The sequence below is a fragment of the Sinorhizobium sp. 7-81 genome (genome assembly GCF_030124405.1).
In the GTDB taxonomy this organism is placed as follows: domain Bacteria; phylum Pseudomonadota; class Alphaproteobacteria; order Rhizobiales; family Rhizobiaceae; genus Sinorhizobium; species Sinorhizobium psoraleae.
Genome location: NZ_JASKLT010000010.1, coordinates 63,550 through 88,254, shown reverse-complemented (window position 1 = coordinate 88,254; position 24,705 = coordinate 63,550). Strand labels below are relative to the sequence as shown.

The window sequence follows — 24,705 nt, the reverse complement described above, 5'->3', positions numbered from 1 at the left end:
CTCGGGTATTTGAGCCCTCCAACAGCGGATCGACACATCCGACAGACCGGCAAATCAGCAGCCTGATCGATGTCCACTCGCGGCGCACTCCATTCAAGGGAGAAAGCTCCTGAAGGTCCCGAATGGATCAATTCGCGCCGTAGGCCCTGGTGGACCGCGACGGCCGGAGTCCTGCCGGATTCCGGTGAAGGGACTGGAAACGAGTTTGCTGACGGTTTAAAGCCCTCTGTGCTGTCCGACATGCTTGCCTTCCGTCACGGTCGCTCGGCCGTTGTCACCTGGACTGGCCTTCTTCGAGCGAACTGCAGGCCGGCAATGCCGGCGGTCAGGACCAGCGCAATGCTTACCGGGATAACGCTTGATGGCTGCTGGGCTCTTTTCAGCACTGCGACCACGTCGTATCCGACCTCGAGACCGATGCGCTTGGCATAGGAGCCGAAGGCGACATTGCTGATCATCAAGTTGTCGCCCGCAGGTGTGACGGTGAGCCCGATCGACCGCAACCGCTGCTGCGACTCGCCCGGTTCGCCGAGTGGAACGTTTACAGTTTTGTGAACCTCGTCCCCCATCAGGTCAAACCCTTGGACCACGAAGTTGATCCGGCCCTTCGCCGGAGCCTCTTCGACGGCTCTCAGGAATTCTGAGGCCGGCAACTCCTCGTAGGGCGGCGAGATCTGGTTCAGCCACCAGTCCGGGCGGAATAGCGTAAAGCAGGCAAGCAGCAGGACTGCGCTTTCCCAAAGCCGGCTTTTTGTCACGAACCAGTTCATCGTCGCGGCGGAGAAGATGAGGATGGCGGCAAGGGAGATGCCAGCGACCCAGATCGTATGTGCCCAGGTTTCGACGCCGATCAGCAGGATCGCTGGATTGAATACGAAAACAAAGGGCAGGATGGCGGTGCGCAGCGAATAGAACGCGCCCTGGAAGCCCGTGGCAATCGGATCTTCCTTGGATATCGCCGCCGCCGCGAAGGCGGCGAGTCCGACGGGCGGCGTGATGTCCGCCATGATCCCGAAATAGAAAACGAAGAGGTGCACCGCGATCAGCGGAATGGCGAGCCCTGCCTGAGCGCCGAGTTCGACGACCACGGGCGCCATTAGGGTAGCCACCAGGATGTAGTTGGCGGTCGTCGGTATGCCCATACCGAGCACCAGACTGATCGCTGCGATGAGAATAAGCATCAAAATGACGTTGCCGCCCGAGATGAACTCGACGAGTTCGGTCATCATGAGGCCGAGACCCGTGAGCGTGATCGTTCCGACGACGATACCGGCCGTGGCAGTGGCAACTGCGATGCCGATCATACTGCGCGCACCGAGCGCCAGGCCGTCGGTCAGGTCCCACGCTGCCGCGCGCACCGAACTTGCAAAATGCTTCTTCCGGAAAATAGCCATCAACGGCTTGCGAGTGGCGACGATGCCGATGATCGTCAGCGTGGCCCAGAAGGCCGAAAGTCCGGGCGAAAGCTGCTCGACCATCAGACACCAGAGCAGGACGGCAATGGGAATGAGAAAATCGAGCCCGGTTCGCGTCACATCCCATGCCCGTGGCAGTTCGAGGATCGGTGCGTTTGGATCGTCGAGCTCGAGATCCGGGTAGCGGGCCGAATACCAGATCGTCCCGACGTAGAGCGCCACGCCCGCGATCGCGAGCACAAGGGGCGACGTCTCGCCGAATGCCGCCTTAACGGCGACGATCCCGTAGTAGAGGAGGCAGACCGCGAGTACGCTCCCGGAAAGCCCGAGACCGATGCGGAGCCATCGCTCGCGCCTCGGAGTCGGGCGCCGCGGGATCGGCTGCATGTTCAGCTTCACCGCCTCCAGATGCACCATGTAAAGAAGGGCGATGTAGGAAAAGACAGCCGGCAGCAGCGCGTGCTTGACGATCTCCGCATAAGGAATGCCGGCATATTCGACCATCAGAAATGCGGCGGCGCCCATTACCGGCGGCATGATCTGACCGTTTATCGAGGCCGTTGCTTCGATCGCGCCGGCCCTTACGCCGGAAAGCCCGGTGCGCTTCATCAGAGGAATGGTGAAGATACCGCCGGAGACGACGTTCGATACCGACGAGCCGGAGACGACGCCATTCAAGGCAGAGGAAATCACGGCCACCTTGGCCGGGCCGCCGCGAAGGTGTCCGAGCAACGCGATGGAAATCTGCATCATCCAATTGCCGGCGCCGGCCTTTTCAAGCAACGTTCCGAACAGGACGAAGAGAAAAACGAAGCTCGTTGAGACACCGAGCGCAATGCCGAACACGCCTTCCGTCGTCAGCCACTGATGATTGATGAATTTCACCAGCGATGCGCCGCGGTGCTGGATGACGTCCGGCATGTATTGGCCGGCGAACGTGTAGAAGATGAAGGTGCCCGCGACGAACACCATGGGCAGGCCGAGCGCGCGGCGGGTGGCCTCAAGCAGGAGCAGGATGCCGGCCGTGCCGGTGACGAGGTCGAGTGTGGTCGGCTGGCCGGGCCGCCCGGAAAGCACGTCATAGAAGAGAAACAGGTATGCGCCGGCGAAGGCGCCCAGCACCGCAAGCGCCCAATCAGTGAATGGCACCCGTTCGCGAGGGGATCTTTTCAGAGCGGGATAGGCGAGAAGGGCCAGGAACAGCGCAAACCCGAGATGGATGGCGCGCGCTTCGGTATCGTTGAGGACACCGAAGCCAAAGACAAATGGCAGGGGAGACGCGTACCAGAGCTGGAACAGCGACCAGGCGACAGCGGTCCAGAGCAATATCTGCCCCGTCACCCCTTTAGCGTTGCGCCCACCGGTATCCGCCTCGGCGACCATTTGCTCCAGGTCCACATCGACCTGCCGTTCTTGAACGTCGCTCGTGACACCCTCCCACTTTTATTCGCCGGCGGGGACACCATGGAAACCGCCGGCCGCCGCGAGAATATACCGGTGCTTATTTCAGCCAGCCCCTCTCCTTGTAATACTTTTCCGCGCCAGGATGCAGTGGCGCCGAGAGACCGTCCTTGATCATCTTGGCCGGGTCGAGATTGGCAAAAGCCGGATGCAGCGACTTGAACTCATCAAAGTTCTCGAACACCGACTTGGTGAGCTGGTAGACGCTTTCCTCCGGAACATTGGCCGACGTGACCAATGTCGCCAGAACACCAAAGGTTTCCGTATCCTCCGGGTTGTTGTTGTAGAGGCCACCCGGGATGGTCGCCCGTGCGTAATAGGGATTTTCGGCGACCAGCTTGTCGACCGCTTCGCCGGTCAGCGACACCAGCTTTGCGCTACAGGTGGTCGTCGGATCCTGGATATTGGCGGAAGGATGGCCGACACCGTAGAAAAAACCGTCGATCTTGCCGTCGCAAAGTGCCGGGCCGTGCTCGTCGGCCTTGAGTTCCGATGCAAGCGAAAAATCGGCAAGCGTCCAGCCCATCGTGCCGAGCAGACGCTCCATGGAAGCGCGCGTGCCCGATCCCGGATTGCCGACGTTGAAGCGCTTGCCTTTGAAGTCTTCGAACTTTGTCACCCCGGCATTCGGATGAGCGAGCACCGTAAACGGCTCCGGATGAATCGAGAAGACCGCCCGGAGGTCGGCGTGCGCGCCGCCCTCCTTGAAGGATTCCTCACCCTTGAAGGCGTTGTACTGGACATCGGACTGCGCCATGCCGAAGTCGAGTTCGCCCTCCTTGATGGTGTTGACGTTGAACGCCGATCCGCCGGTCGATTCCACTGAGCAGCGGATTCCGTGCGTTTTCCGGTCTTTGTTCAAGAGCCGGCAGATAGCGCCGCCGGCGGCGTAGTAAACGCCGGTGACGCCGCCAGTCCCGATGGTCACGAACTTCTGTTGCGCCACGGCGCTGCCTGCAAACAGCAGTGCAGCCGAAAGAGCGGCGATCTGCGCTCCGCGCAGGGTAATCCGTTCATGTTTCATCTATTTCTCCCTTGATCCCGTGTGTGCCATTGCAGCCGTCCCGAGTTTTTGTGTCTGAGGCACGTCGATGCATGCTACGATCGTTGCGCTTCATCAAGCAAGAGGAATACTTGTTACATGGACGGGCCGGACATGAATTATGATGCGGTGCAGGCGCGCATCTTGACCGAGATTCCTGATTTGAGCTCGGAATTGCGCAAGGCGGCCCGGTTTCTCGTAGACCATCCCGATGAGGTCGCATTGGTATCGATGCGCGTGCTGGCGTCGCGCTCGGAGGTGACGCCGACGACCTTTGTCCGGCTGGCTCGGCGCCTCGGCTTCACCGACTGGGCGGCGTTTCGCAAACCCTTTGAGAACCGGCTTCGTTCCGGCAACGCTCCTTTCGCAGCCAAGGCCGATGCGCTGGTTTTGCGCGGTCCGGAAGCAATCTTCGTCGAATCGCTTCGGACCAACGCGGCTAACTTCGCGGCAGCCGAAGTCGCCAACGACGGCAAGGAGATTGCGAGAGCTTGCGCGATCCTGGAACGGGCACAGCATGTCCGAGTGGCCGGCTTCCGGAGTTGCCGCGCTCCGGCTCACGCACTTGTCTATCTCTGCCGGATGTTCCGACGCGACGTCACGCTGCTGGGCAGCGACGGCGGTTCATTGGAGGCGGAACTCGCGGCGCTGGACAGGAAGGACGCAGTCGTCGTTATCGGCTTCGCGCCATATTCTCGCGAACTCGGGCCTGTCGTGGAGACCGCGCAGCGGCACGGCGTCCCGATGATCGCGATAGCCGACAGCATCGCCGCCCCGATCGCGCGGCACGCCGAGGTCGCTCTGCGCTTTTCGACTGACAGTCCATCGTTCTTCCCATCGGTTGCCGCGGCACTGGCGATCGTCGAGGCATTGGCAGCGACGATGCTTGCGCGCAGCGGCCCCGCCGCGGCGGCCCGGGTTCGGGCTACCGAACTGGAGCTCCAGGGCCTGGGGGCCTATCTGCCGGAATGACGCGCGTTAATCGGCGATAGCCGCATCAATAGCTTCGCCCAGCCGCTCGACAACCGTGTCGACCGTCGCCGCATCGATGATGAAGGGCGGCGCGATCAGGATGTGATCGCCGCGTACGCCGTCAATGGTGCCGCCGCCCGGGTAGACCAGCAAATCGCGCGCCATTGCTTCACGCTTCACCCGTGCGTGAAGTTTGAGGTCAGGTTCGAACGGCGCCTTGGTCGAACGACCCTCGACCAGTTCGACGCCCATGAACAGACCGCGTCCGCGAATGTCGCCGACGTGCGGATGATTGCCGAATCGCTCGTCCAGCCGCCGCGAGAGATACGCACCCATTGTCCTGACGTTGGCCAGCAGATTGTCGCGCGCAATCACCTCCTGCACGGCAAGTGCCGCGGCACACGCCATCGGATGGCAGATGTAGGTGTGGCCATGCTGGAACTGGCCCGAGCCGTTGGCGAAAGCGTCGAAAATCCGCTGGTTGAGCAGCACCGCGCCGATCGGCTGATAGCCGCCGCCAAGCCCCTTGGCTATCGTCATCAAATCGGGAACGATGCCGTCTTGCGCGCTCGCGTGAAGCGTGCCGGTTCGACCCATGCCGCACATAACCTCATCGAGAATCAGAAGGATGCCGTAGCGGTCGCAGATGGCGCGGATGCGCTGGAAATAATCCGCAAGCGAAGGTACGGCGCCGGCAGTGGCGCCGACCACCGGCTCCGCGATGAATGCCATTACCGTTTCGGGTCCAAGTTCGAGGACCTTGTCTTCGAGCGCTTGCGCGGCGCGGACCGCATAGGCTTCGTCTGTTTCGCCGGGCTCCTGGAAGCGGTATGCGAAGCAAGGGTCGATATGGTGCGTTTCGATGAGCAGCGGATGAAATTGCGTTCGGCGCATTTCATTGCCCCCAGCCGCGAGCGCCCCAAGCGTGTTCCCATGATAGCTCTGTCGCCGGGCGATGATGTTGCGCCGTCCTGGCTGGCCAGTTTCAAGGTAATATTGCCGCGCCATCTTCAGTGCTGCCTCGATCGCCTCCGAACCGCCCGATACAAAATAGGCGTGGCTGATGCCTGCCGGCGCGCTTTCGATCAGCCGGTCGGCCAGTGCCTCGGCGGGCGCGTTGGTGAAGAAACTCGTATGGGCATAGGCAAGTCTATCGGCCTGCGCGTGCAGAGCGGCGATCACGTCCGGATGGCCGTGCCCGAGGCAAGACACCGCCGCGCCGCCGGATGCGTCGATATAGGACCGTCCGGCCGTGTCGACAAGATAGACGCCGTGCCCACCGTCCGCCGTCGGCAGTTTCGCATGGATCTGGCGGTGCAGGATTCGTGTCATGACGCCCCTCGGGTCAATGGTGTTACAAAGCCGAACTTCCGCCTGGCAGGAGGCAACGTCCCCGTGGCGCCGGGCATGCAACATATGTTACACTATCGCCGATCATAGAAACAAATGAATTGCGCGCATGGCCACATCTGATCCGACCACCCAGAGCGGTCCTACGCCAATCGCTATCGCCGTCGCGCCCAATGGAGGCCGCCGCTCCAAGGCAGACCATCCGGCCCTGCCGTTGACACCTGATGAACTCGCGGCGGATGCAACGGCCTGCCTCGAGTCCGGCGCTTGCATGATCCACATCCACGTGCGCGACAGGGATGGCAGGCATCTGCTGGATGCTGGGGTTTACCGGGCGGCGATCGCCGCAATCCGTGCGGCGGTAGACGACGAGCTCGTCATTCAAATCACCAGCGAGGCGCTCGGCATCTACCGGCCGGCAGAGCAGATGGAGGTGGTGCGCAAGGTGCGGCCGGAGGCGGTGTCAATTGCGCTGAGAGAGCTACTGCCGGATGAAAGCCATGAGACTGGATTTGCCCAGTTTTTGGAGTGGCTTCGCAGCGAAAGGATTGTACCGCAGATCATCCTCTACACGCCGGAGGAAGCGGCTTTACTCGCAGCGCTAACGGCGCGCGGCCTGATCCCGTTCGAGCACCTACCCGTCCTCTTCGTGCTCGGCCGCTATGCCGTCGAGCAACGCGCGATGCCCTCGGATCTTCTGGCGTTTCTGGCGCCCGGCATGCCGCGTTTTGCACACTGGAGCGTTTGCGCCTTCGGCCCCCGGGAGGCCGCTTGCGTGACGGCCGGCGCTTTATTCGGCGGACATGTCCGGGTCGGCTTCGAGAACAATCTCTGGCTGCCGGATGGTTCGCTTGCATCTGACAACGCGGCCCTTGTCGCGGCGAGTTCTGAAGCCTTGCGCGCCTCTGGGCTCATCATCGCGGATGCCGATCGTTTGCGTCGCATGTGGTGCGTGTGATGAGCCGGTCCATGTTGTCGATCACCGATCACCACACGAAATGAGCAAGATCCAATGACGTCCCAGTCCGAGATCGCAGTCGGCGGTTTTCTGTCAGAACTCAGTGGTAGTCAGGTGTCCCTGATTTGGTCGACGGCGGTCGCCAGCAGTTCGTCCATGATGACGCGAATCTGTTGATCGGACTGGGCGACGCCAGCCGCGTCGAAATCGGCGCGCACCTTGCGGAAGACATCGTTGTCACCTGCCTCTTCGAAGTCCGCGCGGACCACCTCCTTCGCATAGGCGTCGGCGTCCGCTCCGGTTTTACCGAGCTTTTCAGCAGCCCACAGGCCAAGCAGCTTGTTACGCCGCGCCATCGCCTTGAACTTCAGCTCCTCGTCCATCGCAAACTTCTTTTCGAAGCCTTCCTGACGGTCCTTTATGCTCATCGCTTGGCCTTCGTTTCAGGTTGTGAGTTTAGACCTTCATCCGACATCCAGAAGATAACCGGCTAGGCGCGACCGAGAGTGGCGCGAATGGACGTCGTTGGCAAGACCAGGCCATTCACGCAGATGATCAGCGAGGATTACAGACTCAAGCTGGAACGGCGCGGTTCTTGTTCTGGGCATCCGGACCTTCCGACCGGCCGTCGTGAACGCCCGGGTCGAGAGCAGCCCTACCTCCACGAGCCTAGAAGCGCGCTGTAGGTGATGTCCTCGTTCTGTGCTTCGAAAATCGCATAATGTATCGAGTGGGACGCGGCCTTGCTGGACGGGGCGGCGGTCTTCCCTCCGTTCCTTCACGAAGTGTTCGCCAATCCTGCGACCACCGACCATCTGACAAAACGAAGTAGCGACCTGAAGGTCTGGTTGCGTCCGGCGCGCCCCCACGAATAGCCAGGCAAAAGTGGGCGGCGCGGGGTCACCGTCCAGCTATGCCGCCGTCTCGATTTCGGGAATCAGTTCCAGTTCGGCGTGAAGTGCAACTTCCTCTGTCTTGAGATCGAAGCTGGTCTGCATGTTCATCCAGAACTCCGGCGTCGTGCGGAAATACCTGGCGAGGCGAAGGGCAGTATCCGTCGTTATCGGTGTTTGCTCCGCCGCGATACGCTCGATGCGGGTGCGGGGAACATTGAGCTTCTTCGCCAGTGCGCCGGCGCTCATCCCTAGAGGAAATAGGTATTCTTCGCGAAGGATTTCGCCCGGATGGACCGGGGGAAGGATATGGGTCATCTCAAGCTCCTTGTGTGCCACTATTGGCCCTCAGTGGTAGTCGACAATTTCGACGTCTTCGATACCAGCATCCGTTCAGACGAAGCATATGCGCCACTGATCATTGATCCGGATCGAATGTTGGCCTTTTCTATCGCCCTTAAGCGCTTCAAGTCGATTTCCCGGCGGGGGGAAACGAAGGTCGTCGAGAGCGGCAGCGCTGTTCAGGATTGTCAGTTTTCGAACGGCGGATCTCACGATGTCTGAAGGGAAGCCCTTTGGCGCTTTGCCCCGCGCTACAGCCTCGGTTTTGGCGTTCTTGAATGACCTGATCACGACTGGCTCTTTGATGTATGTATCATACGGTGATACGAACGGAAGTCAACCAAAATGTATCATCACGCGATACAATATCGCAATCGGCCAGGCGACTTTCTAAAAGGAAAGCGGATTAACAGGTCCGTGCTCCCCGGCGCAGTGATCCCGCTCGACACCATTCGTAAAGGGGATGGCAGGCGGTGTGACCGCGCATCTCAATTTGGTGATGGAGCCGGCCCTTGGTTCGGTTCCCTTCAAGAGCATCGTTCCAATGCCGCGGCGAAGTCCTGGCCGATCGTCGCAGGGATGCATTGGGGGGCTGTCTCCACAGCCCAACCGTAATCGCGTTGGCGGCGATAGATGCGATGTCCCGTCCCGACGGATCGGTGTAGTTTATGGAACGATTCTTCGCTTAAATCTGCAGGCATATGGAAACTTCGCTTTATCTGCCCGTCAAAGGCTTTCTCGAAAAGGCAGGTTACGTCGTCAAGGGCGAAGTTGGCGGCTGCGATCTCGTCGGCTTGAGCGACGGCGATCCGCCTGTGGTCGTGATCTGCGAGTTAAAACTGAGCTTCAATCTGGAGCTCATACTGCAGGCCGTCGATCGTGCAGCTGTCGCCGACGAGGTCTGGATCGCGGCGCGAGTCTCGGCCAAGGGCAAAGGTCGCGAGGCCGACAAACGCTACCGCGATCTCTGCCGCCGGCTCGGGATCGGCATGCTCGGCATTTCCGATACCGGCGACGTCAGCGTTATTGTCGGCTCCGTATCGCCGATGCCGCGAACCAATCCGAAACGGCGTTCGAGACTCATGCGTGAACACCAGAGGCGACGCGGCGATCCGGCAGTAGGCGGGAGCACACGCGCGCCTGTCATGACCGCGTACCGCCAGCAGGCGCTCGGCTGTGCGGTAGCGCTGGCATCAGGACCGCTGCGCGTGCGTGAAATCAGATTCAACATACCGGATGCCGGGAAGATCTTGCTTGCGAATGTCTATGGCTGGTTTGAACGGCTCGACAGAGGCGTCTACGGCTTGACAGACGCTGGACGGGAAGCACTGCAGCGATGGCCGCAGCAGGACATGCAGGCGACAATAGCCGTCCAGGCGTGATTTTTGTTCCACAATAGAGCTTTACGCCGCTCAATCGAAAACATGGCCTGTAGTTCGAGTCCCCTCAAGGCGAGGGATTGAGACATCCGGACCGGGCGGCATGTTGCCGGCCTCCGGGTCGTCTCAGTCGGCTGGAGAGTTCGCGTTATAGCCCTTGACCCCATGAAGCGTCAGGAGCGGATACTTGGCCAGTATGATCCGAGTGTTTCAATTGGGGCCGAGACCGGACTGGCAGCTTCCAGGTGGCGATAATGCAAAGCGGAAGAGAGCTCATTAAGTTACCCGTCCGAACCCATTGCGCGCTCGGCGGTTCTTTGGCCGCTCGGCTAGACCTCGGTCGACTCGGCGAGCCAGCGCGTCCTCGACGTCGACGCCAAGGTAGCAAAACTTTTTCTCGATTTCGGTGTGCCGAGGAAAATCAACATGGCATGTAAATCGCCAGTCGCCTTGTTCATTATGGACGCTTTTGTCCTGCGTAGCGAGTGGGCGCCGTGCTCTTGCCATCGACGTCCCGCGGCGAATATGCACTCATTGCCGAGGGGGCCTATTGCCGAGTACTTATATGCCCTCCCGATTTCGAAATGCGAACTCATTGACGGCTCGTCGCGTCCGAAAGGAGTAGGCCTGAGTCTAGGCATAATGAAGTTGCGAGGAGAAAATTCACCTTCCCGCCGAGCGAAGTATCCTCGACTAATCGCTAGGCTCACTGCACAGGAATATGGTCTGTCGCTGTCTGAGGCAACGGAACGGTTCTGCGGTTGGTGGACAGTTTCCGGTATTTTGTCGGTGTTAGGTTGTGGTGGCGGAGAAACACCCGGTTGAAATTTGACAGATTGCGATAGCCCACCTCGAAGCAGATGTCCGTTATCGGAAGAGAGGTATCGGTCAATAGCTGACCCGCCTTCCAGATACGAAGCTTGTTGACGTGGTCGGTGAAGCTGTGGCCGCTGTTCTTCTTGAAGAATCGCGAGAAAGCGCTGTCGCTCATCCCGACCATGCGAGCCATGTCCGGCAACCGGATATCTTCCGATAGATTGGCAAAGATATACGCGAAAACCTGTTGCAGGGTTTCGAGCGAGCCATAGCTCAGGTCCGGCACATAGGCCTCTGAAGACAGCGTATCGAACTCGTCCGTGTCTCGCAGCAGCGACAACAATGACAGGAAGGTCGAAAGCCGCACCGAGCCGGTCTGGAACTCCATGTCGAGTATCAGCGCCTCGGCCTGTTCCCGCGCCCGGCCTTTGAAGGAGAGCCCCCGCTGCGCGCGGGTGAGAAAATCACGCAGCCCCGCCAGTTCCGGCAGGAAGGCCGAAGCCTGCTCCAGCTTGGCCGGCAGAAACTGGATGACGATGTCGCGTCCTGGAATGCGCTCATCCGGTCCGAGCGGCGTCACCCAGTCGTGCGGCAGGTTGCTGCCGATGACGGAAATATGGCCCGGCGAAAACGCGCCGACATGATCGCCTGCAAGTAGGACGCCGCTGGCGTTGGGAATGTAGTGGATCTCCACCTCCGGGTGGAAATTCCAGACGTTGCGTTCCCATGGATAGTCGTCGCGGCGCCAGAGGAAAGACTCGTCCGCGCCGGTCAAGACATATTCAAATCTCGCGACCGTCGGCGAAACAACTGACATTGCGGACGTCCTCCCGTGCTTCCCGGCATCCTCGTTACGCTGACAAGTAATACTAGATTGTGCAACGCACACAAGATTTCATGCGTGAATTCGAGATTTCGCGCATGAGAGTATCAGTATCGCGCAACGACCGCGCTTGTGTCCACCCTTTCTTTCTACAACTATTGAGGTCCGTTGAGCGTGTCGGAGGAGAGTTTAGAACGCACAACCGGACCGATTTTGCGATCCAAATGGAGGAGAACAATGAACAGTTTTGTCAAAGCCGTGGGCGTCGGCTTTATCTCGCTTGGCCTTTGGAGCTCGACCGCTCTTGCTCAGGATTCCTGGTGGAAAACTGCCGCCCAGCCCTATCAGGGCGCGACCATCCGGGGCATCTCGGAATCGACCCCAGCGTCGAAATATGTCGAGCAGGTACTCGGTCCGAAATTCACCGAAGAGACCGGCATCAAGGTGGAATTCGAGGCCACATCTTGGGATCAGATGTACGACAAGGCGATCAAGGACATGGAGGCCAATACCGGCATCTATGACTTCGTCTATATCGAGCAGGACATCGTATATACGTATTTGGCCCGCAACTTCCTTGTCGATATCACCAAGTCGCTCGCCGATAATGCAAAGATCGCTTCGCCGGACTTCAAGCCGGAGCATTTCACCACTTTCGTGAACTATTTCAAGGATCCGAAGTCGGGCAATGTCATGGGTGTCCCCATGGAGGCATTCATCAAGCCTTACCTCTACCGCAAGGATCTTTTCGATGATCCGGCGATCCAGAAAGCCTACAAGGATTCCACCGGCGCGGATCTGAAGCCCGCGACGACGCATGAGGAGTATACCCAGATCGCGAAGTTCTTCACCGAATACGGCGCAGACAAGGAGCTCTGGGGAACCACCGTACAGGCCTCGTCGAGCCACCCCGCCGCCTTCTACGAATTCTTCGAGTCGATCGCGCCGACCTTCGGCGTGTACAACTGGGGCATCGATGGCACGACCTTCGCGGCGACCGAAGCTAACGGCGGCCAGATGAACTCGGCCGCCGCGAAGAAGGCGCTTAACTACTGGGTCGGCCTGCTGAAATATGCGCCGCCGGAATCGACGTCATCCACTTGGGACGAGGTTGCCGGGACATTTGCCGCCGGCCGCGCAGCCCAAGGCCTCGTCTACGGTGAAAACGCTGCGTGGATCGCTACCGACGAAAGCAAATCGACCGTCGTCGGCAAGGTGGGAGTGTCATTGCCTCCGGTTGAGGCGGGTGTCATGGAGGCCGCCGAATCCGGCAAAGGATATATCGGCTACTACGATGGTGGCGCGTTCGGGATCCCGCACTCGTCCAAGAACAAGGACGCGTCGCTGCTATTCCTGCAGTATATCGGGCAGGCTTCAGTGCAGACCGACTGGGCGCTGGCCGGCTCCCGCATCGTCATGAACTCGACCTACGACGATCCCAAGATCGCCGATCAGGACAAGAAGATGAACGGCTACTACACGCAGATGCGTGAGGATGGAAAGCTGTTCGCCGGAGCTCCGCCGTTCCCGTTCCATTCGCAAGTTCTGCAGGTAGTCGCGCCGTTCATCTACAAAGCGATCGTCGGTGAGATCAAGCCGGACGATGCGCTGGACCAGGCCGCCACCGCAGCCGAAGCCGAACTCGTGAAGCTCGGCTACCGCAAGTAAAAGACCGCACCTCCCGGCGGTTGGCGGTCGCCTTCAGCAAGGTGGCCGCCCCTTTCCTGACTGCGGTTTCGCGGGCCTGACCGCGACGCTGGTAGTCGGGCGAATAAGACTCAAGCACGATCTGACGGAGCGCAGGATGAGACAATCCAACATCGGATGGCTGTTTCTAGCACCAGCCACGCTAATCCTGTTCGTTGTCGGATTCGTTCCCTTCATCTACATTCTCTATGTCGGCTTCTTCGACTGGAACACCAACGCAGTCGATCCCACCCTGCGCTGGGCCGGCCTCCAGAATTATCGCAGCCTCGTTTTTGACACGACATTCCTGAACTCGCTTGCGCGCACGCTGGTTTTCGCCTTCTTCGTCGTTGTGAGCGAACTGTTGTTAGGCTATGTCCTGGCCCGCGCGCTGATGGCAGACCGCCTGTGGGGCCGGCAGTTCTTTCGCACTATCCACACATTGCCGATCGTTGTCGCGCCCATTGCAGTCGGCGCTACCTGGCGGCTGCTTTGCGTTCCGGGCTTCGGCATCGTGCCCTATTACCTTAAACTGTGGTTCGGCATCGACTACAACATCTCGACCAATGCCTATCACGCCTTCGCAACGGCGATCATCATGGACCTGTGGCACTGGACGCCGTTCGTCACGCTGTCGCTTATGGCGGGACTGACCGCCTTGCCGAAAGAACCGCTCGAACAGGCGCAGATCGACGGCGGCAACAAGCTGCAGATTTTCTGGTACGTGATCGTTCCGATGTTGAAGCCGGTGCTGCTGACAACCGTCTTCATCCGGCTGATGGACGCGTTGCGCTCGGTCGACGAAATCTGGATGCTGACCAAGGGTGGTCCGGCTGAGGCGACCCGGTTCATCGGACTTCATATCTGGATCAACGTCTTTCCGAAGACCGATTACGGCTACGGCGCGGCCATGTCGCTGCTGACGCTTTACGTCACGATCGTTCTGAGCTGGCTGCTGTTCGTCGCCATGACCGGCCGCAAGGGAGGCGCACAATGAGACGCTCCGGTATAGCATCCTTCCTCCTTTGGATATGTCTGACCATTCTGACACTGCTTCCGGTCTGGTGGATGCTGATAGTTTCGATGCGCCCCCGCGTGAAGCTTTATTCGAAGTCGTTCCTCATCGACGATCTTTACTGGGACAATTTCTTGGCGGTGCTGAATAGCTCGACCTTCCTGGAGTATCTCTGGAATTCGCTGATCGTGGCGACATCGAACGCAGCGCTGGTGTGCGCGCTCGGCCTGCTCGCGGCGTTCGGGCTGTCGCGTTACAAAATCAGCGGCGGTGACAACGTGTTTTTCTGGCTGATCACCAACCGCATGGCGCCGCCCGCCGTGTTCCTGCTGCCGCTCTTCCTGCTGTTCACCAAGTGGTTCGTGTTCGGCGATTTCATGCTGTTCGACACGAAGATTGGCCTGATCCTGCTGTATTGCGTCTTCAACCTGCCCTTCGCCATCTGGCTCTTGAAGGGCATGCTCGACGGGATTCCGCTGGAGCTTGACGAAGCGGCGCGGGTCGATGGTGCGACAACCGGCCAAGTGTTGTCCAACGTCATCCTGCCGCTGGCGCGGCCGGGGTTGGCCGTCACCTTCATCCTGACCTGGATTTTCGCCTGGAACGAGTACCTATTCGCAGCGACCCTAACGTCGTCGGCTGACGCAAGGACCGTGACGACAGCGCTTGCTGAATATGTCTCGGTCACCGGAACGAACTGGGGCGAGATGGCGGCGATGGCGTTCCTGACCACGCTCCCGGCCTTAATCGTGCTCGGCTTCGTCCAGAAGCACATCGTGACTGGCCTGACGTTCGGCGCATTGAAAGGGTAAGATGATGGCTGGCATTCAACCCCAGAAAACCGAACGCGACGGATTCCTGCCGATCCGAACCAACGGCTTCGACAGGGGCTTCATCTCGGTCGTGATCCTGATCCTGGTGCATCTTCTATGGATGCGCTTGCTGGAGGGCGTGTTGCCCCTATGGGTGGCGACGGTGCTCTGCCTGGCGCTGGCCGTGTTCATTATCCGAAAGGGCTGAAAACATGAGATCGCTCGTCCTCGAACGCAAAGACGAACTGCGCATTCGCGACCTGGACCCGAAGGAGGTGCTCGGTCCCACCGACGTGCGCATTGCCATCAAGACCGTTGGCGTCTGTGGATCGGACGTTCACTATTACACCCACGGCGCGATCGGCCCTTTTGTTGTGCGCGAGCCGATGATCCTCGGCCACGAAGCCGCCGGCATCATCGAAGAGGTCGGCAGCGCGGTCCAGAACCTGAAAGTGGGCGACCGCGTTTGCATGGAGCCCGGCATTCCCGACCCTCAAAGTCGCGCTTCGCGGCTGGGTCTCTACAATCTCGATCCCGCGGTGCGCTTCTGGGCGACGCCGCCGGTGCATGGCGTACTGAGACCGAGCGTGGTCCACCCGGCGGCCTTCACCTTTAAGCTTCCGGACAATGTTTCCTACGCCGCTGGCGCCATGGTCGAGCCGCTGGCTGTAGGCTTTCAAGCAGTCTCCAAGGCGAGGCTGACGCCCGGTGCGATCGCGCTGGTCACGGGTGCCGGGCCGATCGGCATGGTGACAGCGATCGCGGCGCTGTCGGCTGGCTGCGCCAGAGTTATCGTTACCGACGTTGTCGACGAAAAGCTTGCCGTGGCGCGCAGGCTCGGCCCTGCCATCATGACCGTCAACGTCCGCTCGCAGGACCTGAAGAGTGTCATAGCCCGCGAAACCGACGGCTGGGGCGTCGATGTCATCTTCGAATGTTCCGGTGCGGCCGAAGTGATCGCAGACACGGTGCACCATGGTTGCCCCGGCGGCGCCATCGTCTTTGTCGGCATGCCCCTGAAGCCGGCCCCGCTCGATGTCGTCATCGCCCAGACCAAAGAACTGCGCATCGAACACGTGTTCCGCTACGCGCATGTCTACCCGCGCATCGTCGCGCTATTGGGATCGAACCTGATCAACGTCGATGCGCTGGTCACCGATACCTACGCCTTCGAGGATTCTGTCGAAGCGTTCGATTACGCCGTGCGACCGAAGCCGTCCTCCGTGAAGATCCAGATCGAGCTTGGGAGGTAGCATGTACCTGCGGAAGTTAGATCTCAGTGGAAGAGTGGCGGTCGTCACCGGCGCGGGGCGCAACATCGGCTATGCCTGCGCTGATGCCCTATCGGAAGCCGGCGCGCATGTCGTGCTGACTGACCTTGATGAAGCGCTCGGTCAGTCAGCCGTCTCGAAGCTCGCCGCGATCGGGCGAAAGGCCGAATTCATTCGTCTCGACGTGACCGATTCCGGCGAAACCGACCGTGTCGCGGCGGCGATCGCGACAAAGCTTGGTCGCGTGGACATTCTGGTCGCCAATGCCGGCATCGCTTCGCACAGCCCGGCGGAGGAGATGTCCGATGCGGACTGGCTGAGAGTCGCAAACGTGAACCTCAACGGCGTGTTCTGGAGCAATCGCGCCTTCGGAAACCTGATGCTGAAGGCGGGCAAGGGCTCGATCGTCAATATCGGTTCGATGTCCGGAATCATCGCCAACCGGCCGCAGCCGCAAGCGGGTTACAACGCCTCGAAGGGTGCCGTTCACATGCTGACGAAGTCGCTTGCAGCCGAATGGGCCGAACGGGGCGTCCGCGTCAACGCCGTCGCGCCGACCTATATCGCGACCGACATGACGAAGACCGCCATCGAGAGGACCGGGTGGGACAAGGACTGGATGTACATGACGCCGATGAAGCGCATGGGCGAAGTCGAGGAAATTGCGTCTGTCGTCCTGTTCCTGGCCTCCGATGCCGCCAGCCTGATGACCGGCAGCATCGTCGTTGCGGATGCAGGATACACCTCATGGTGAAGCTGCCCGTGGACCCGTCCCGAATGATCGGCGGCCATGCCGCCACAACTGACTAAGGATTGATACATGGCGACGATCGAGCTCGACCAGGTCGACAAGCATTACGGCTCCTATCACGCACTGCGCGAGATCTCGTTCGATATAGCCGACGGTGAGTTCGTCGTACTGGTTGGTCCCTCCGGTTGCGGCAAATCCACGCTGCTGCGATCGCTTGCCGGCCTTGAGGAGATCACCGGCGGCACGATCAAACTTGGCGGACATCGCGTCGACAACATCGCCGCCAAGGACCGTGACGTGGCGATGGTGTTCCAGAACTACGCGCTCTATCCGCATATGACCGTTCGGGAGAACATGGCCTTCGCACTGAAGTTGCGCGGCGAAAATCTTGCGGATCGCAACGCGAAGGTCGACAAGGCTGCCGAGATGTTGCGGCTTACGCCCTATCTCGACCGATATCCGAAGGCGCTCTCTGGAGGCCAGCGGCAGCGTGTTGCCATGGGGCGCGCGATGGTTCGCCGCCCAAAGGCTTTCTTTTTCGACGAGCCGCTGTCAAACTTGGACGCCGCGTTGCGCGTAGATATGCGTTCTGAGATCAAAGCTCTTCACCAGCGCCTCGGCGCTACTTCCGTGTACGTCACGCATGACCAGATTGAAGCCATGACAATGGCGGACCGCATTGTAGTGCTTCGTGACGGCAAGGTGGAGCAGATCGGTGCGCCACTAGAGCTTTACGACAGGCCGGCAAATACCTTCGTCGCCGGCTTCATCGGATCGCCGGCGATGAACATGCTACCGGCCACAATCGATCTCTCTTTGAACTCAGCGCGGCTCGCTGAAGGGTCGGCCCTTCCCCTTCCACAAGGCACGCGGGCGAGTAACGGCAAGGAGGTGATATACGGGGTACGTCCTGACCAGTGGATACTGTCGAATGGCGATACGGGCGTACCGGCAACTGTCGAGTTGATCGAGCCGACGGGAGCCGAAATTCTCCTGGCAGCCCAATTGGCGGGCAAGCGGGTCTTGTGCGCCTTTCGCGAGCGCCACGCGCTGAAGCCGGGCGACAGGATACGGCTCGACGTCGATCCTGCCGCGGCTCATGTGTTCGACAAGCAAACCGAGCAAAGACTCCCGTTCTGAGCAACAGGCATCGGAAGGATCAACCATGTCGAACTTTACAGGAAAAACGGTAATCATCACGGGTGCTGGCAAGGGTATCGGTCGCGCCTGCGTTGAACTGCTCACCCACCGTGGCGCACGAATCGTAGGCTTGTCGCGTTCGCAGGCCGATCTTGATGATCTTGCGGCAAAGTTCGGCGCGACCGTAATATCAGTCAATCTCGCCGACAATGCAGCAGCACGCGCCGCCATGAAGAAAGCGGGACTGGCAGACGCGCTGATCAATTGCGCGGGAACCAACGTGCTTGAAAGCGTCATCGATATGACGGAGGAGGGCTATGAGCAGGTCCTCGGCATCAACCTGCGGGCCGCGCTGATTTGTGCGCAGGAGTTCGCGCGGGCTCGCATTTCAAACGGCGGCGGCGGTACGATCGTGAATGTGACCTCGATCGCCGGACATCGTGGTTTCGTGGATCACGTGGCTTACGCCGCTTCGAAGGCGGGACTGGAAGGCGCGACACGTGTCATGGCCAAGGAACTCGGTCCCTATGGAATCCGGGTCAATGCCGTGGCGCCTACGGTTACCATGACGGAGCTTGCCGCGAAGGCGTGGTCCGAGCCTTCCAAGCGTGACCCCATGATTGTTCGCCACCCCATGGCGCGCTTTGCCGAGGTCGACGATGTCGCACGCTCGATCGCACTGCTTATTTCAGAGGACGCGCCCATGATCAGTGGCGCAGTCCTGCCAGTCGATGGCGGCTTCCTTGCTGTCTGAAAGTCAAAAAGGCGAGACAAGATGATGACTAAACTACTCGAAGGAAAGATCGCTGCGGTCACCGGTGCAGCTTCCGGTATCGGGCTGGCGACGACCCGCGCCCTGATCGATGCCGGCGCCAAGGTCGTGATGGTGGACTACAACAGACAGGCGCTGGAAACGTACGCTGCCGAGTTCGGCGACGCCGTAGTCACACAGGTCACCGATCTTCTGGACGCCGCAAGTTGTGCGGCCATGGTGCCGGAAATCCTGGCAAAGGTCGATCACGTCGACATCCTGCACTGCAATGCAGGGTCATACATTGGCGGGAATCTTATCGATACCGATACCGCGACGATGGATCGGATGCTGAATCTCAACGTAAACGCCGTCATGAAGAACGTCCGCGACATCGTTCCGCATATGATGGAGCGCGGAACCGGGGACATTTTGGTCACTTGCTCCGTAGCGGGCCACGCGCCGATTCAGTGGGAGCCGGTCTATTCCAGCTCCAAATGGGCGATTACCAGTTTCGTCCAAATCATGCGCCGGCAATTGAAAAACCACGGCATCAGGGTCAGCCAGGTCTCGCCTGGTCCGGTCGTTTCCGCTCTGCTTGCCGATTGGCCCGCGGAAAACCTTGAGAAGGCAAAAGCTAATGGAAGTCTGATCGAGCCCTCAGAGGTCTCCGATGCCATTATCTTCATGCTGACCCGCCCCCGAAACGTCACGATCCGGGACATGATTGTCTTGCCGACAAATTTCGACGTGTAGGTAAGGAATACCAAGTCGTTGCGGGAGGTCAATTCCGGGCTTCACGCCATAGGTCTGCGATAACAAACAAACGATCGCACCGGGATGCATTTCTGTCGACTAGGAATTCTCGTCGTCGCGTCAAGTTTGTCGGAACGACGCGACGTCCACTTTTGCGACGTGCGGTCAATAGTGCAAACGTCCGAAATGGGGGCGCAACTGCGGCCCGCGTTGTCACTGCGTCCCTTTGCAGCAACAGCGACAGGTGGCTCGATGACCAGTATGGGGCGCGAAGCTGTCAGCGGCGGGCCGACACCCGACCGGCCGGTATAGGGTCAGCATTGCAACGACCGGACATTCGCTACGGCATGGTGTACTGAGGGTCCATGCGTATCGCAATTGAAACCCTCGGCACGCGGTGACATCCAGCCTCACATTGCGTTGGCTATGGGCCCGATGGCGCGTGGACATGAGGTCCAGGCGTGGCGCGCAAACACACTCGGCCTATCTGGAAAGACTACTCGCAAGCCGGCGGCAGGTACACTTTACGCCCAGGCCCCGCAGTACTCCCGAAACCGAGGGACGGATATTGGTTCCTCGACGGACCCGATTGGCACCTGACGAGGCGCTGGGTAGGCTCTGAACTAAATGCGAATTCACTAAGTCCGGGATGATCATCTGGCCTGCGACCAAGCGGCCAGTGGAAGCAGCGGTCCTCGGCGCGGACAGGTAGGTCGTTGGTGCAGGCATAGCGCTTTTGCATCAGAACCAGTTCCCACTGTCATCATGCCACTCGTATGCAAACCTAACGGCAATCCGGTTGCCGCCAAAGGCCCAGAGTTCCTTGATCAACCGGTAATCCAGCTCTCGCCGCCATTTTGTCGAAAGAAACGCTATGATCGCTCCCGCCCGGTAATAAATTCAGCGCGGTTACGCCACTGGCTATCTACAGTATAAGCCAAAGCGACCCGCGCTGGGTCGCGACTGTTCCAGCCGTCCTCAGCAAGCCTGACTTTCTCGACTGCGCTTTCAAGCGTAAAAGGGGGAAGGGGTGGTCGTTGAGCTTCGGTCATCTTTCAGGGTTCTCCAACCGCGCGCGCAAGGTCGCGTTCTCGGCTTCTAATCGCTGCAGTCGCTCACGAAGGGGAGAGAAAGCTTGTTCAACCTGCTGCTCGGTGTAGCGCGGGATGATGTGCTGTGGGCAATTCCAATCGAACGCCTCGAGCCGAAGCCTGAAGATCCGTTCTGCCCTTCCTTTGTAGTTCACGTCGGACACCAGATCCGTGAGTTCCTGGTCGGCATCAAGCGCCAGTCGCTCCACATGCGCATAGATTTTGAGCCGGGCCCGCCGCACATAATCCATCAGGAACAGGCAGGCCCGATCGTTAGCCGCAAAATTGCCGGCGCTGATGTACTGACGATTACCTCGGTAGTCGGCGAAGGCCGGTGTTCGCTGATCGACGACCTTGAGGAAGCCGACTTTTCCCCCACGATGTTGAACGTATGGCCAACCTGTCTCGGAGACCGATGCCATATAGAAGCTGTCACGTGAGGCGATGAAGGCGGTCTCGTCTTCTGTGAACGTGTCTGAAGGGCGGCTGTCAGCGCCCAGCCAGATCTGGTCCGCGCCCATGTCCGCCTGAGCGGCTCCGACGCTCCGCGTCACAGCAACCTCCAGGAAATGATATGGCATGCCTAATCTCCGTGCGTGGAACAGGCAGACTCGCATCTTTGTCTCACGGTGCGAGTCCGGATCTATCTTTGGCTAGCCGAAATCACTGCTTGGCAATTTCTCCCCGTAAGATCGCCGAGAGCGGACATCAGTCCTGCAAGGCCCAGTCTGCGACCTGCCAACGCACCTCCCCACGATCGGCGACGACACGGCCGAGCCCGGGGAAAGGCATGTGCGTGGCAGCGATGAGCGCGCCTTCCGAAGCGGCGCGAGGGAAAAACCGGTCGCGCATCGCTTTGGCCGCTGCAGGATCCTGCTCGAACAGGAAGAAAACATCGGTCGCCCCCGGATGGACGACGGGAAAGATCATATCGGAAACCATGATGAGGCTCTGTCCGCCATCTTCGACCCGGACGCCGATATGGCCGGGCGTATGGCCGGTGAGGTCGACAATCGAGACGCCCGGCACAATTTCGCGCTCTCCGTCAATTGCTTGCAGTTTCGGATAAAGGCGAACAACGTCTTCCGCCATCTTGAAGCTGGTCTGCAGATAATCGGGCGCGCCGCTGCGCTTGGCCGGGTCGGTCCAATGGGTGACGTCGCGACGATCGATGTAGAGCTCCGCCTTGGGGTAGTTGTTCTTGCCTCCGACGATCAGACCGCCCATGTGGTCCTGATGCATATGCGTCACGATCACCGCGTCGATCTGGTCGCGCTGCAGGCCGAGCGCGCCGAGCGCCTGCGGCAGTTCGCCGGTCTGCCCGATCGAGCCCGCTGGCCCGGCATCGATCAGGATGCGGCGCTCGCCATCCTCGACGAGATACTGGTTGAAGAGGAACCGCACCCCACTCGGCCGGGCGGTGAACTGCGCGATTGCCGCCTGCTCGACCTCGGCCGCGGCGCGTCCCGGAAAATAGTCGTAGGGCATATCGGCATAGCCATCGGTCAAGGCCGTCACCGTGAAGCGACCGATGCGGATCTGCGCGAGCGGCGTAACGCTGACAGGCGACTTGGCGGTAACTTGCGTCGCGGCAAGCGCGGGCGCGCCACCGATCAGTCCTCCCCCGAGCAGGCTTCCCCCGAGGAGGCCGAGTGGAAGAGCGCCTGCAAAGGCACGACGTGAAAGTTGAGGCATGAGGTCTTCCTCCTGATCATCGGCAATGCGGGGAGCCGGGCAGCGCCCCTGGACGACCCGAAAGCTATGATATCCACAACCAATGGGATATCCTGCCCATTCGGGAACTTTCCTCTCAATTTCCGGAAGGATTCGATGGATCGGTTTGAAGCAATGTCGGTGCTGTTAGCGGTGGTCGACGCCGGCAGCCTCTCTGCCGGGGCGCGGCTGCTGAATGCACCGCTCGCCACGGTCAGCCGCAAGGTCGCCGATCTCGAAAAGCACCTTGGTGTGCGCTTGGTCCTGCGCACTCGCCGGGGCCTCGTCCTGACGGAGGAGGGGCGCGCCTTCGTCGCCGCGTCACGTCGCATTCTGGAGGAACTGGACGCGGCGGAGCGGCAGGCCAGCGGCGATCATGGTGCGTTGCGTGGCGGGCTGCACGTGACCGCACCGATTGTCTTCGGCGAGCGCCATCTGCTGCCAATTGCGCTGGAATTCCTGAAGGAGCAACCCGATATCAACCTGCGGCTGACCCTGGTCGATCGGCAGTTAAGTCTCGCGGATGAGCACGTCGATGTGGCCCTGCGCATCGGGCATCTGGCGGACAGCGCGCTTATCGCAACGCGCGTGGGCGCCGTCCGCCGGGTGATCTGCGCGAGCCCCGACTATCTCGACCGCCGAGGAGTGCCGCGTCATCCGGATGACCTCGCCCAACACGACGGCATAAGTTTCCAGGGCTTCGCGACCGCGCCGGAATGGCGCTACCGCCGGGACGGTGCGGCCTTTGCCGTCGAGCCGCCCTCCAAACTCGCGGTCAATACGACAGAGGCTGCCATTCAGGGTGCACTGGCCGGTATCGGCATTATCCGCGTGCTGTCTTACCAGATCTCCGACCAGTTGCGCTCCGGCGCGCTGCAGGAATTGCTGACGGAATTCGCACCGGAACCGCTGCCGGTGAACGTTATCCATGGACCAGCCGATCCCATGCCGCTGAAGGTGCGGTGCTTCCTTGACTGGATCGGCCCCCGCCTGCGCGCGCAGATGGCATCCTAGCGTTCCGGCTGTCGGTGGCGCCTCTATTGATGGCGGTCAGGCTCACTGGTAATCGACCGTCTTGCATTAACGACCGCTGGCCCTTGCGGACCGGAATCGGACATCCGCCACCGGCGAGTTTATTTCCGCTTTGGCGCAAAGGCGACGACGCCGCTGCCAGGACGATGTCTGCCTTTAGGCAGGCCGATGATTTGCCTCTATGACCGACATGGGCCGCTCGATTGCAAAAGACAGAATTGAGACATTTCTCCCTACACATGCAGCCCCACTGTGCGCGGGGCCGCACGCGCTCAAATCTCAGTGTGCTCAGCTAGTTCCAGTGCATCCTCAATGTCCACGCCGAGGTATTTGACCGTCTTTTCGATCTTGGTGTGCCCCAATAGGATTTGAATCGCGCGAAGATTGCCTGTCGCCTTGTAGATCATTGCGGCTTTGGTGCGCCGAAGCGAGTGTGTGCCATAGTCTTCGCGTCGTAGCCCAACTGCAGTTACCCACTCGTCCACCAATCGGGCAACTGGCGAGTGCTCAGATGATCGCTATGATCGACCCGACTGGGGAAGGCGTAGTCGTCAACTGTTCCACCTCTTCGTTCAAGCCATGCAAGCAGACTAGCCCTAACGTCCGCCGTGATCTCGAACTGCACCGGACGGCCAGTCTTTTGCTGGACGACCATGGCACGGGTTCAGATTTCTGTCCCTGTTACGAGAGTGCCGATTTTGATTTTAACGAGATCGCAGCCGCGAAGCTTACTGTCGATTGCGGGGTCAAACAGAGCGCGATCTCGCATGCGGCCCTCCCGGTCGAGGAAGAAGCGAATCGCCCAAATCTGGCGCTGCTTCAGCGGCTTCTTGACGCCAACCTTTCGGCCAGAGTTCCATGCCGGACGGCCCAGTGCGGCAGGATCGTATTTTGCAATACCCATTTGAGTTCTCCTTCGGCCACCATTGGCCGGTAGGAAAAACGCGTGAGCTCAAGGAACGACGGGGGCCGGAAGCTGACTGTCCGCTTCTCTACTCAATTCCGGAGAGAGTTGCCGTCGGCGGAAAGCAGTCGGCCATCTTGTCGTGGTTGACGCAACGCTAAGCCCTGCCTTGCACTCACTTGCAAGCATCAGTTTGTTTCAGCACTGCGCTGTGTCTGTCGCCGAGGTCGGCCAAGCCACCGAGGACGGTCAGTAGCCTCTTTGCAATATCGGGCGTGAGAGATGCCCTAGCCTCTGCAAAACGCTGAACGACTAAGGCCCTACGAGCGGGT

22 protein-coding genes and 2 pseudogenes are annotated in these 24,705 nt (G+C 60.1%); 13 read left to right on the top strand and 11 right to left on the bottom strand.

The features are described 5' to 3' along the window. Positions 1 to 254: 254 nt before the first annotated feature. Positions 255 to 2,756 (bottom strand): TRAP transporter permease, encoded by a 2,502-nt coding sequence (locus QN224_RS25790; protein ID WP_283978980.1) that lies wholly within the window; start codon positions 2,754 to 2,756, stop codon positions 255 to 257. 160 nt (positions 2,757 to 2,916) lie between these two features. Then, complete coding sequence (locus tag QN224_RS25785; protein WP_173514062.1) at positions 2,917 to 3,900, bottom strand: TAXI family TRAP transporter solute-binding subunit; 984 nt, start codon at positions 3,898 to 3,900, stop codon at positions 2,917 to 2,919. Between the two features lie 117 nt (positions 3,901 to 4,017). Here QN224_RS25785 and QN224_RS25780 point away from each other — a divergent pair, with 117 nt between their 5' ends. Continuing rightward, on the top strand, positions 4,018 to 4,890 hold the full coding sequence (locus tag QN224_RS25780; RefSeq protein WP_283978932.1) for a MurR/RpiR family transcriptional regulator: 873 nt from the start codon (positions 4,018 to 4,020) through the stop codon (positions 4,888 to 4,890). A gap of 6 nt (positions 4,891 to 4,896) precedes the next feature. Here QN224_RS25780 and QN224_RS25775 read toward each other — a convergent pair whose 3' ends face one another. Further along, on the bottom strand, positions 4,897 to 6,222 hold the full coding sequence (locus QN224_RS25775) for an aspartate aminotransferase family protein (RefSeq protein ID WP_283978931.1): 1,326 nt from the start codon (positions 6,220 to 6,222) through the stop codon (positions 4,897 to 4,899). Positions 6,223 to 6,349: 127 nt separating this feature from the next. Between QN224_RS25775 and QN224_RS25770 the strand changes: the two genes are divergently transcribed. Beyond that, positions 6,350 to 7,198: a 3-keto-5-aminohexanoate cleavage protein gene (locus QN224_RS25770; RefSeq protein ID WP_283978930.1), complete on the top strand. Its 849-nt coding sequence runs from the start codon at positions 6,350 to 6,352 to the stop codon at positions 7,196 to 7,198. Positions 7,199 to 7,308: 110 nt separating this feature from the next. On the opposite strand, the gene QN224_RS25765 is transcribed toward QN224_RS25770, so the two are convergent. The 3 genes from QN224_RS25765 to QN224_RS25755 all read right to left on the bottom strand — a co-directional run bounded on the left by QN224_RS25765 (position 7,309) and on the right by QN224_RS25755 (position 8,724). Then, entirely contained in the window at positions 7,309 to 7,626 is a 318-nt protein-coding gene (locus QN224_RS25765) for a DUF1476 domain-containing protein (protein WP_173514058.1), read from the bottom strand. Between the two features lie 483 nt (positions 7,627 to 8,109). Beyond that, the gene (locus QN224_RS25760; protein WP_173514057.1) at positions 8,110 to 8,409 is read right to left on the bottom strand and encodes a HigA family addiction module antitoxin; all 300 of its coding nucleotides are present in this window, start codon (positions 8,407 to 8,409) and stop codon (positions 8,110 to 8,112) included. Positions 8,410 to 8,484: 75 nt separating this feature from the next. Continuing rightward, positions 8,485 to 8,724, bottom strand: a complete 240-nt coding sequence (locus QN224_RS25755) for a type II toxin-antitoxin system RelE/ParE family toxin (RefSeq protein WP_283978929.1) — start codon at positions 8,722 to 8,724, stop codon at positions 8,485 to 8,487. Positions 8,725 to 9,134: 410 nt separating this feature from the next. On the opposite strand from QN224_RS25755, the gene QN224_RS25750 reads away from it, so the two are divergent. Then, positions 9,135 to 9,815: a DUF2161 domain-containing phosphodiesterase gene (locus QN224_RS25750; protein ID WP_283978928.1), complete on the top strand. Its 681-nt coding sequence runs from the start codon at positions 9,135 to 9,137 to the stop codon at positions 9,813 to 9,815. Positions 9,816 to 10,518: 703 nt separating this feature from the next. On the opposite strand, the gene QN224_RS25745 is transcribed toward QN224_RS25750, so the two are convergent. Then, positions 10,519 to 11,445: an AraC family transcriptional regulator gene (locus QN224_RS25745; RefSeq protein WP_173514056.1), complete on the bottom strand. Its 927-nt coding sequence runs from the start codon at positions 11,443 to 11,445 to the stop codon at positions 10,519 to 10,521. Positions 11,446 to 11,688: 243 nt separating this feature from the next. Between QN224_RS25745 and QN224_RS25740 the strand changes: the two genes are divergently transcribed. The 9 genes from QN224_RS25740 to QN224_RS25700 all read left to right on the top strand — a co-directional run bounded on the left by QN224_RS25740 (position 11,689) and on the right by QN224_RS25700 (position 19,633). Next, positions 11,689 to 13,119, top strand: coding sequence for an extracellular solute-binding protein (locus QN224_RS25740; protein WP_283978927.1), 1,431 nt, complete (start codon positions 11,689 to 11,691; stop codon positions 13,117 to 13,119). 136 nt (positions 13,120 to 13,255) lie between these two features. Continuing rightward, positions 13,256 to 14,134: a carbohydrate ABC transporter permease gene (locus tag QN224_RS25735; protein WP_173514054.1), complete on the top strand. Its 879-nt coding sequence runs from the start codon at positions 13,256 to 13,258 to the stop codon at positions 14,132 to 14,134. Then, positions 14,131 to 14,964 (top strand): carbohydrate ABC transporter permease, encoded by an 834-nt coding sequence (locus QN224_RS25730; RefSeq protein WP_283978926.1) that lies wholly within the window; start codon positions 14,131 to 14,133, stop codon positions 14,962 to 14,964. Before QN224_RS25735 ends, QN224_RS25730 begins: the two co-directional genes overlap by 4 nt. A 1-nt stretch (position 14,965) precedes the next feature. Further along, positions 14,966 to 15,172 (top strand): DUF2160 family membrane protein, encoded by a 207-nt coding sequence (locus QN224_RS25725; protein WP_283978925.1) that lies wholly within the window; start codon positions 14,966 to 14,968, stop codon positions 15,170 to 15,172. 4 nt (positions 15,173 to 15,176) lie between these two features. Further along, entirely contained in the window at positions 15,177 to 16,217 is a 1,041-nt protein-coding gene (locus QN224_RS25720) for an NAD(P)-dependent alcohol dehydrogenase (RefSeq protein WP_283978924.1), read from the top strand. A gap of 1 nt (position 16,218) precedes the next feature. Beyond that, positions 16,219 to 16,989, top strand: coding sequence for an SDR family oxidoreductase (locus QN224_RS25715; RefSeq protein ID WP_283978923.1), 771 nt, complete (start codon positions 16,219 to 16,221; stop codon positions 16,987 to 16,989). A 66-nt stretch (positions 16,990 to 17,055) separates the two neighbouring features. After that, positions 17,056 to 18,126: a sn-glycerol-3-phosphate ABC transporter ATP-binding protein UgpC gene (locus QN224_RS25710; protein WP_283978922.1), complete on the top strand. Its 1,071-nt coding sequence runs from the start codon at positions 17,056 to 17,058 to the stop codon at positions 18,124 to 18,126. A gap of 25 nt (positions 18,127 to 18,151) precedes the next feature. Next, positions 18,152 to 18,880 carry an SDR family oxidoreductase gene (locus QN224_RS25705; protein ID WP_283978921.1) on the top strand — a complete coding sequence of 243 codons (729 nt, stop codon included), beginning with the start codon at positions 18,152 to 18,154 and terminating at the stop codon, positions 18,878 to 18,880. Between the two features lie 24 nt (positions 18,881 to 18,904). Beyond that, complete coding sequence (locus tag QN224_RS25700; protein ID WP_173514094.1) at positions 18,905 to 19,633, top strand: SDR family oxidoreductase; 729 nt, start codon at positions 18,905 to 18,907, stop codon at positions 19,631 to 19,633. A 634-nt stretch (positions 19,634 to 20,267) separates the two neighbouring features. Here the strand turns inward: QN224_RS25700 and QN224_RS25695 are convergent. The 3 genes and pseudogenes from QN224_RS25695 to QN224_RS25685 all read right to left on the bottom strand — a co-directional run. Next, positions 20,268 to 20,685: pseudogene (locus QN224_RS25695) on the bottom strand (DUF1348 family protein); the annotation flags it as partial. Then, positions 20,682 to 21,305 (bottom strand): pyridoxamine 5'-phosphate oxidase family protein, encoded by a 624-nt coding sequence (locus QN224_RS25690; protein ID WP_283978920.1) that lies wholly within the window; start codon positions 21,303 to 21,305, stop codon positions 20,682 to 20,684. The gene QN224_RS25690 and the pseudogene QN224_RS25695, both read right to left, overlap by 4 nt. Before the next feature lie 127 nt (positions 21,306 to 21,432). Then, positions 21,433 to 22,419 carry an MBL fold metallo-hydrolase gene (locus tag QN224_RS25685; RefSeq protein ID WP_173514044.1) on the bottom strand — a complete coding sequence of 329 codons (987 nt, stop codon included), beginning with the start codon at positions 22,417 to 22,419 and terminating at the stop codon, positions 21,433 to 21,435. Positions 22,420 to 22,554: 135 nt separating this feature from the next. On the opposite strand from QN224_RS25685, the gene QN224_RS25680 reads away from it, so the two are divergent. After that, complete coding sequence (locus QN224_RS25680; RefSeq protein ID WP_283978919.1) at positions 22,555 to 23,451, top strand: LysR family transcriptional regulator; 897 nt, start codon at positions 22,555 to 22,557, stop codon at positions 23,449 to 23,451. 290 nt (positions 23,452 to 23,741) lie between these two features. Here the strand turns inward: QN224_RS25680 and QN224_RS25675 are convergent. Continuing rightward, a pseudogene (locus QN224_RS25675) lies at positions 23,742 to 24,373 on the bottom strand (tyrosine-type recombinase/integrase). Positions 24,374 to 24,705: the final 332 nt, after the last annotated feature.

What these genes read in the sequence shown, in the direction of transcription:
- QN224_RS25775 (WP_283978931.1), bottom strand. Translation starts at nt 6,222, where the DNA reads ATGACACGAATCCTGCACCGCCAGATCCATGCGAAACTGCCGACGGCG.
- QN224_RS25780 (WP_283978932.1), top strand. Translation starts at nt 4,018, where the DNA reads ATGGACGGGCCGGACATGAATTATGATGCGGTGCAGGCGCGCATCTTG.
- QN224_RS25690 (WP_283978920.1), bottom strand. Translation starts at nt 21,305, where the DNA reads ATGCCATATCATTTCCTGGAGGTTGCTGTGACGCGGAGCGTCGGAGCC.
- QN224_RS25750 (WP_283978928.1), top strand. Translation starts at nt 9,135, where the DNA reads ATGGAAACTTCGCTTTATCTGCCCGTCAAAGGCTTTCTCGAAAAGGCA.
- QN224_RS25715 (WP_283978923.1), top strand. Translation starts at nt 16,219, where the DNA reads ATGTACCTGCGGAAGTTAGATCTCAGTGGAAGAGTGGCGGTCGTCACC.
- QN224_RS25785 (WP_173514062.1), bottom strand. Translation starts at nt 3,900, where the DNA reads ATGAAACATGAACGGATTACCCTGCGCGGAGCGCAGATCGCCGCTCTT.
- QN224_RS25720 (WP_283978924.1), top strand. Translation starts at nt 15,177, where the DNA reads ATGAGATCGCTCGTCCTCGAACGCAAAGACGAACTGCGCATTCGCGAC.
- QN224_RS25710 (WP_283978922.1), top strand. Translation starts at nt 17,056, where the DNA reads ATGGCGACGATCGAGCTCGACCAGGTCGACAAGCATTACGGCTCCTAT.
- QN224_RS25685 (WP_173514044.1), bottom strand. Translation starts at nt 22,419, where the DNA reads ATGCCTCAACTTTCACGTCGTGCCTTTGCAGGCGCTCTTCCACTCGGC.
- QN224_RS25740 (WP_283978927.1), top strand. Translation starts at nt 11,689, where the DNA reads ATGAACAGTTTTGTCAAAGCCGTGGGCGTCGGCTTTATCTCGCTTGGC.
- QN224_RS25680 (WP_283978919.1), top strand. Translation starts at nt 22,555, where the DNA reads ATGGATCGGTTTGAAGCAATGTCGGTGCTGTTAGCGGTGGTCGACGCC.
- QN224_RS25730 (WP_283978926.1), top strand. Translation starts at nt 14,131, where the DNA reads ATGAGACGCTCCGGTATAGCATCCTTCCTCCTTTGGATATGTCTGACC.
- QN224_RS25765 (WP_173514058.1), bottom strand. Translation starts at nt 7,626, where the DNA reads ATGAGCATAAAGGACCGTCAGGAAGGCTTCGAAAAGAAGTTTGCGATG.
- QN224_RS25700 (WP_173514094.1), top strand. Translation starts at nt 18,905, where the DNA reads ATGACTAAACTACTCGAAGGAAAGATCGCTGCGGTCACCGGTGCAGCT.
- QN224_RS25735 (WP_173514054.1), top strand. Translation starts at nt 13,256, where the DNA reads ATGAGACAATCCAACATCGGATGGCTGTTTCTAGCACCAGCCACGCTA.
- QN224_RS25770 (WP_283978930.1), top strand. Translation starts at nt 6,350, where the DNA reads ATGGCCACATCTGATCCGACCACCCAGAGCGGTCCTACGCCAATCGCT.
- QN224_RS25725 (WP_283978925.1), top strand. Translation starts at nt 14,966, where the DNA reads ATGATGGCTGGCATTCAACCCCAGAAAACCGAACGCGACGGATTCCTG.
- QN224_RS25760 (WP_173514057.1), bottom strand. Translation starts at nt 8,409, where the DNA reads ATGACCCATATCCTTCCCCCGGTCCATCCGGGCGAAATCCTTCGCGAA.
- QN224_RS25705 (WP_283978921.1), top strand. Translation starts at nt 18,152, where the DNA reads ATGTCGAACTTTACAGGAAAAACGGTAATCATCACGGGTGCTGGCAAG.
- QN224_RS25745 (WP_173514056.1), bottom strand. Translation starts at nt 11,445, where the DNA reads ATGTCAGTTGTTTCGCCGACGGTCGCGAGATTTGAATATGTCTTGACC.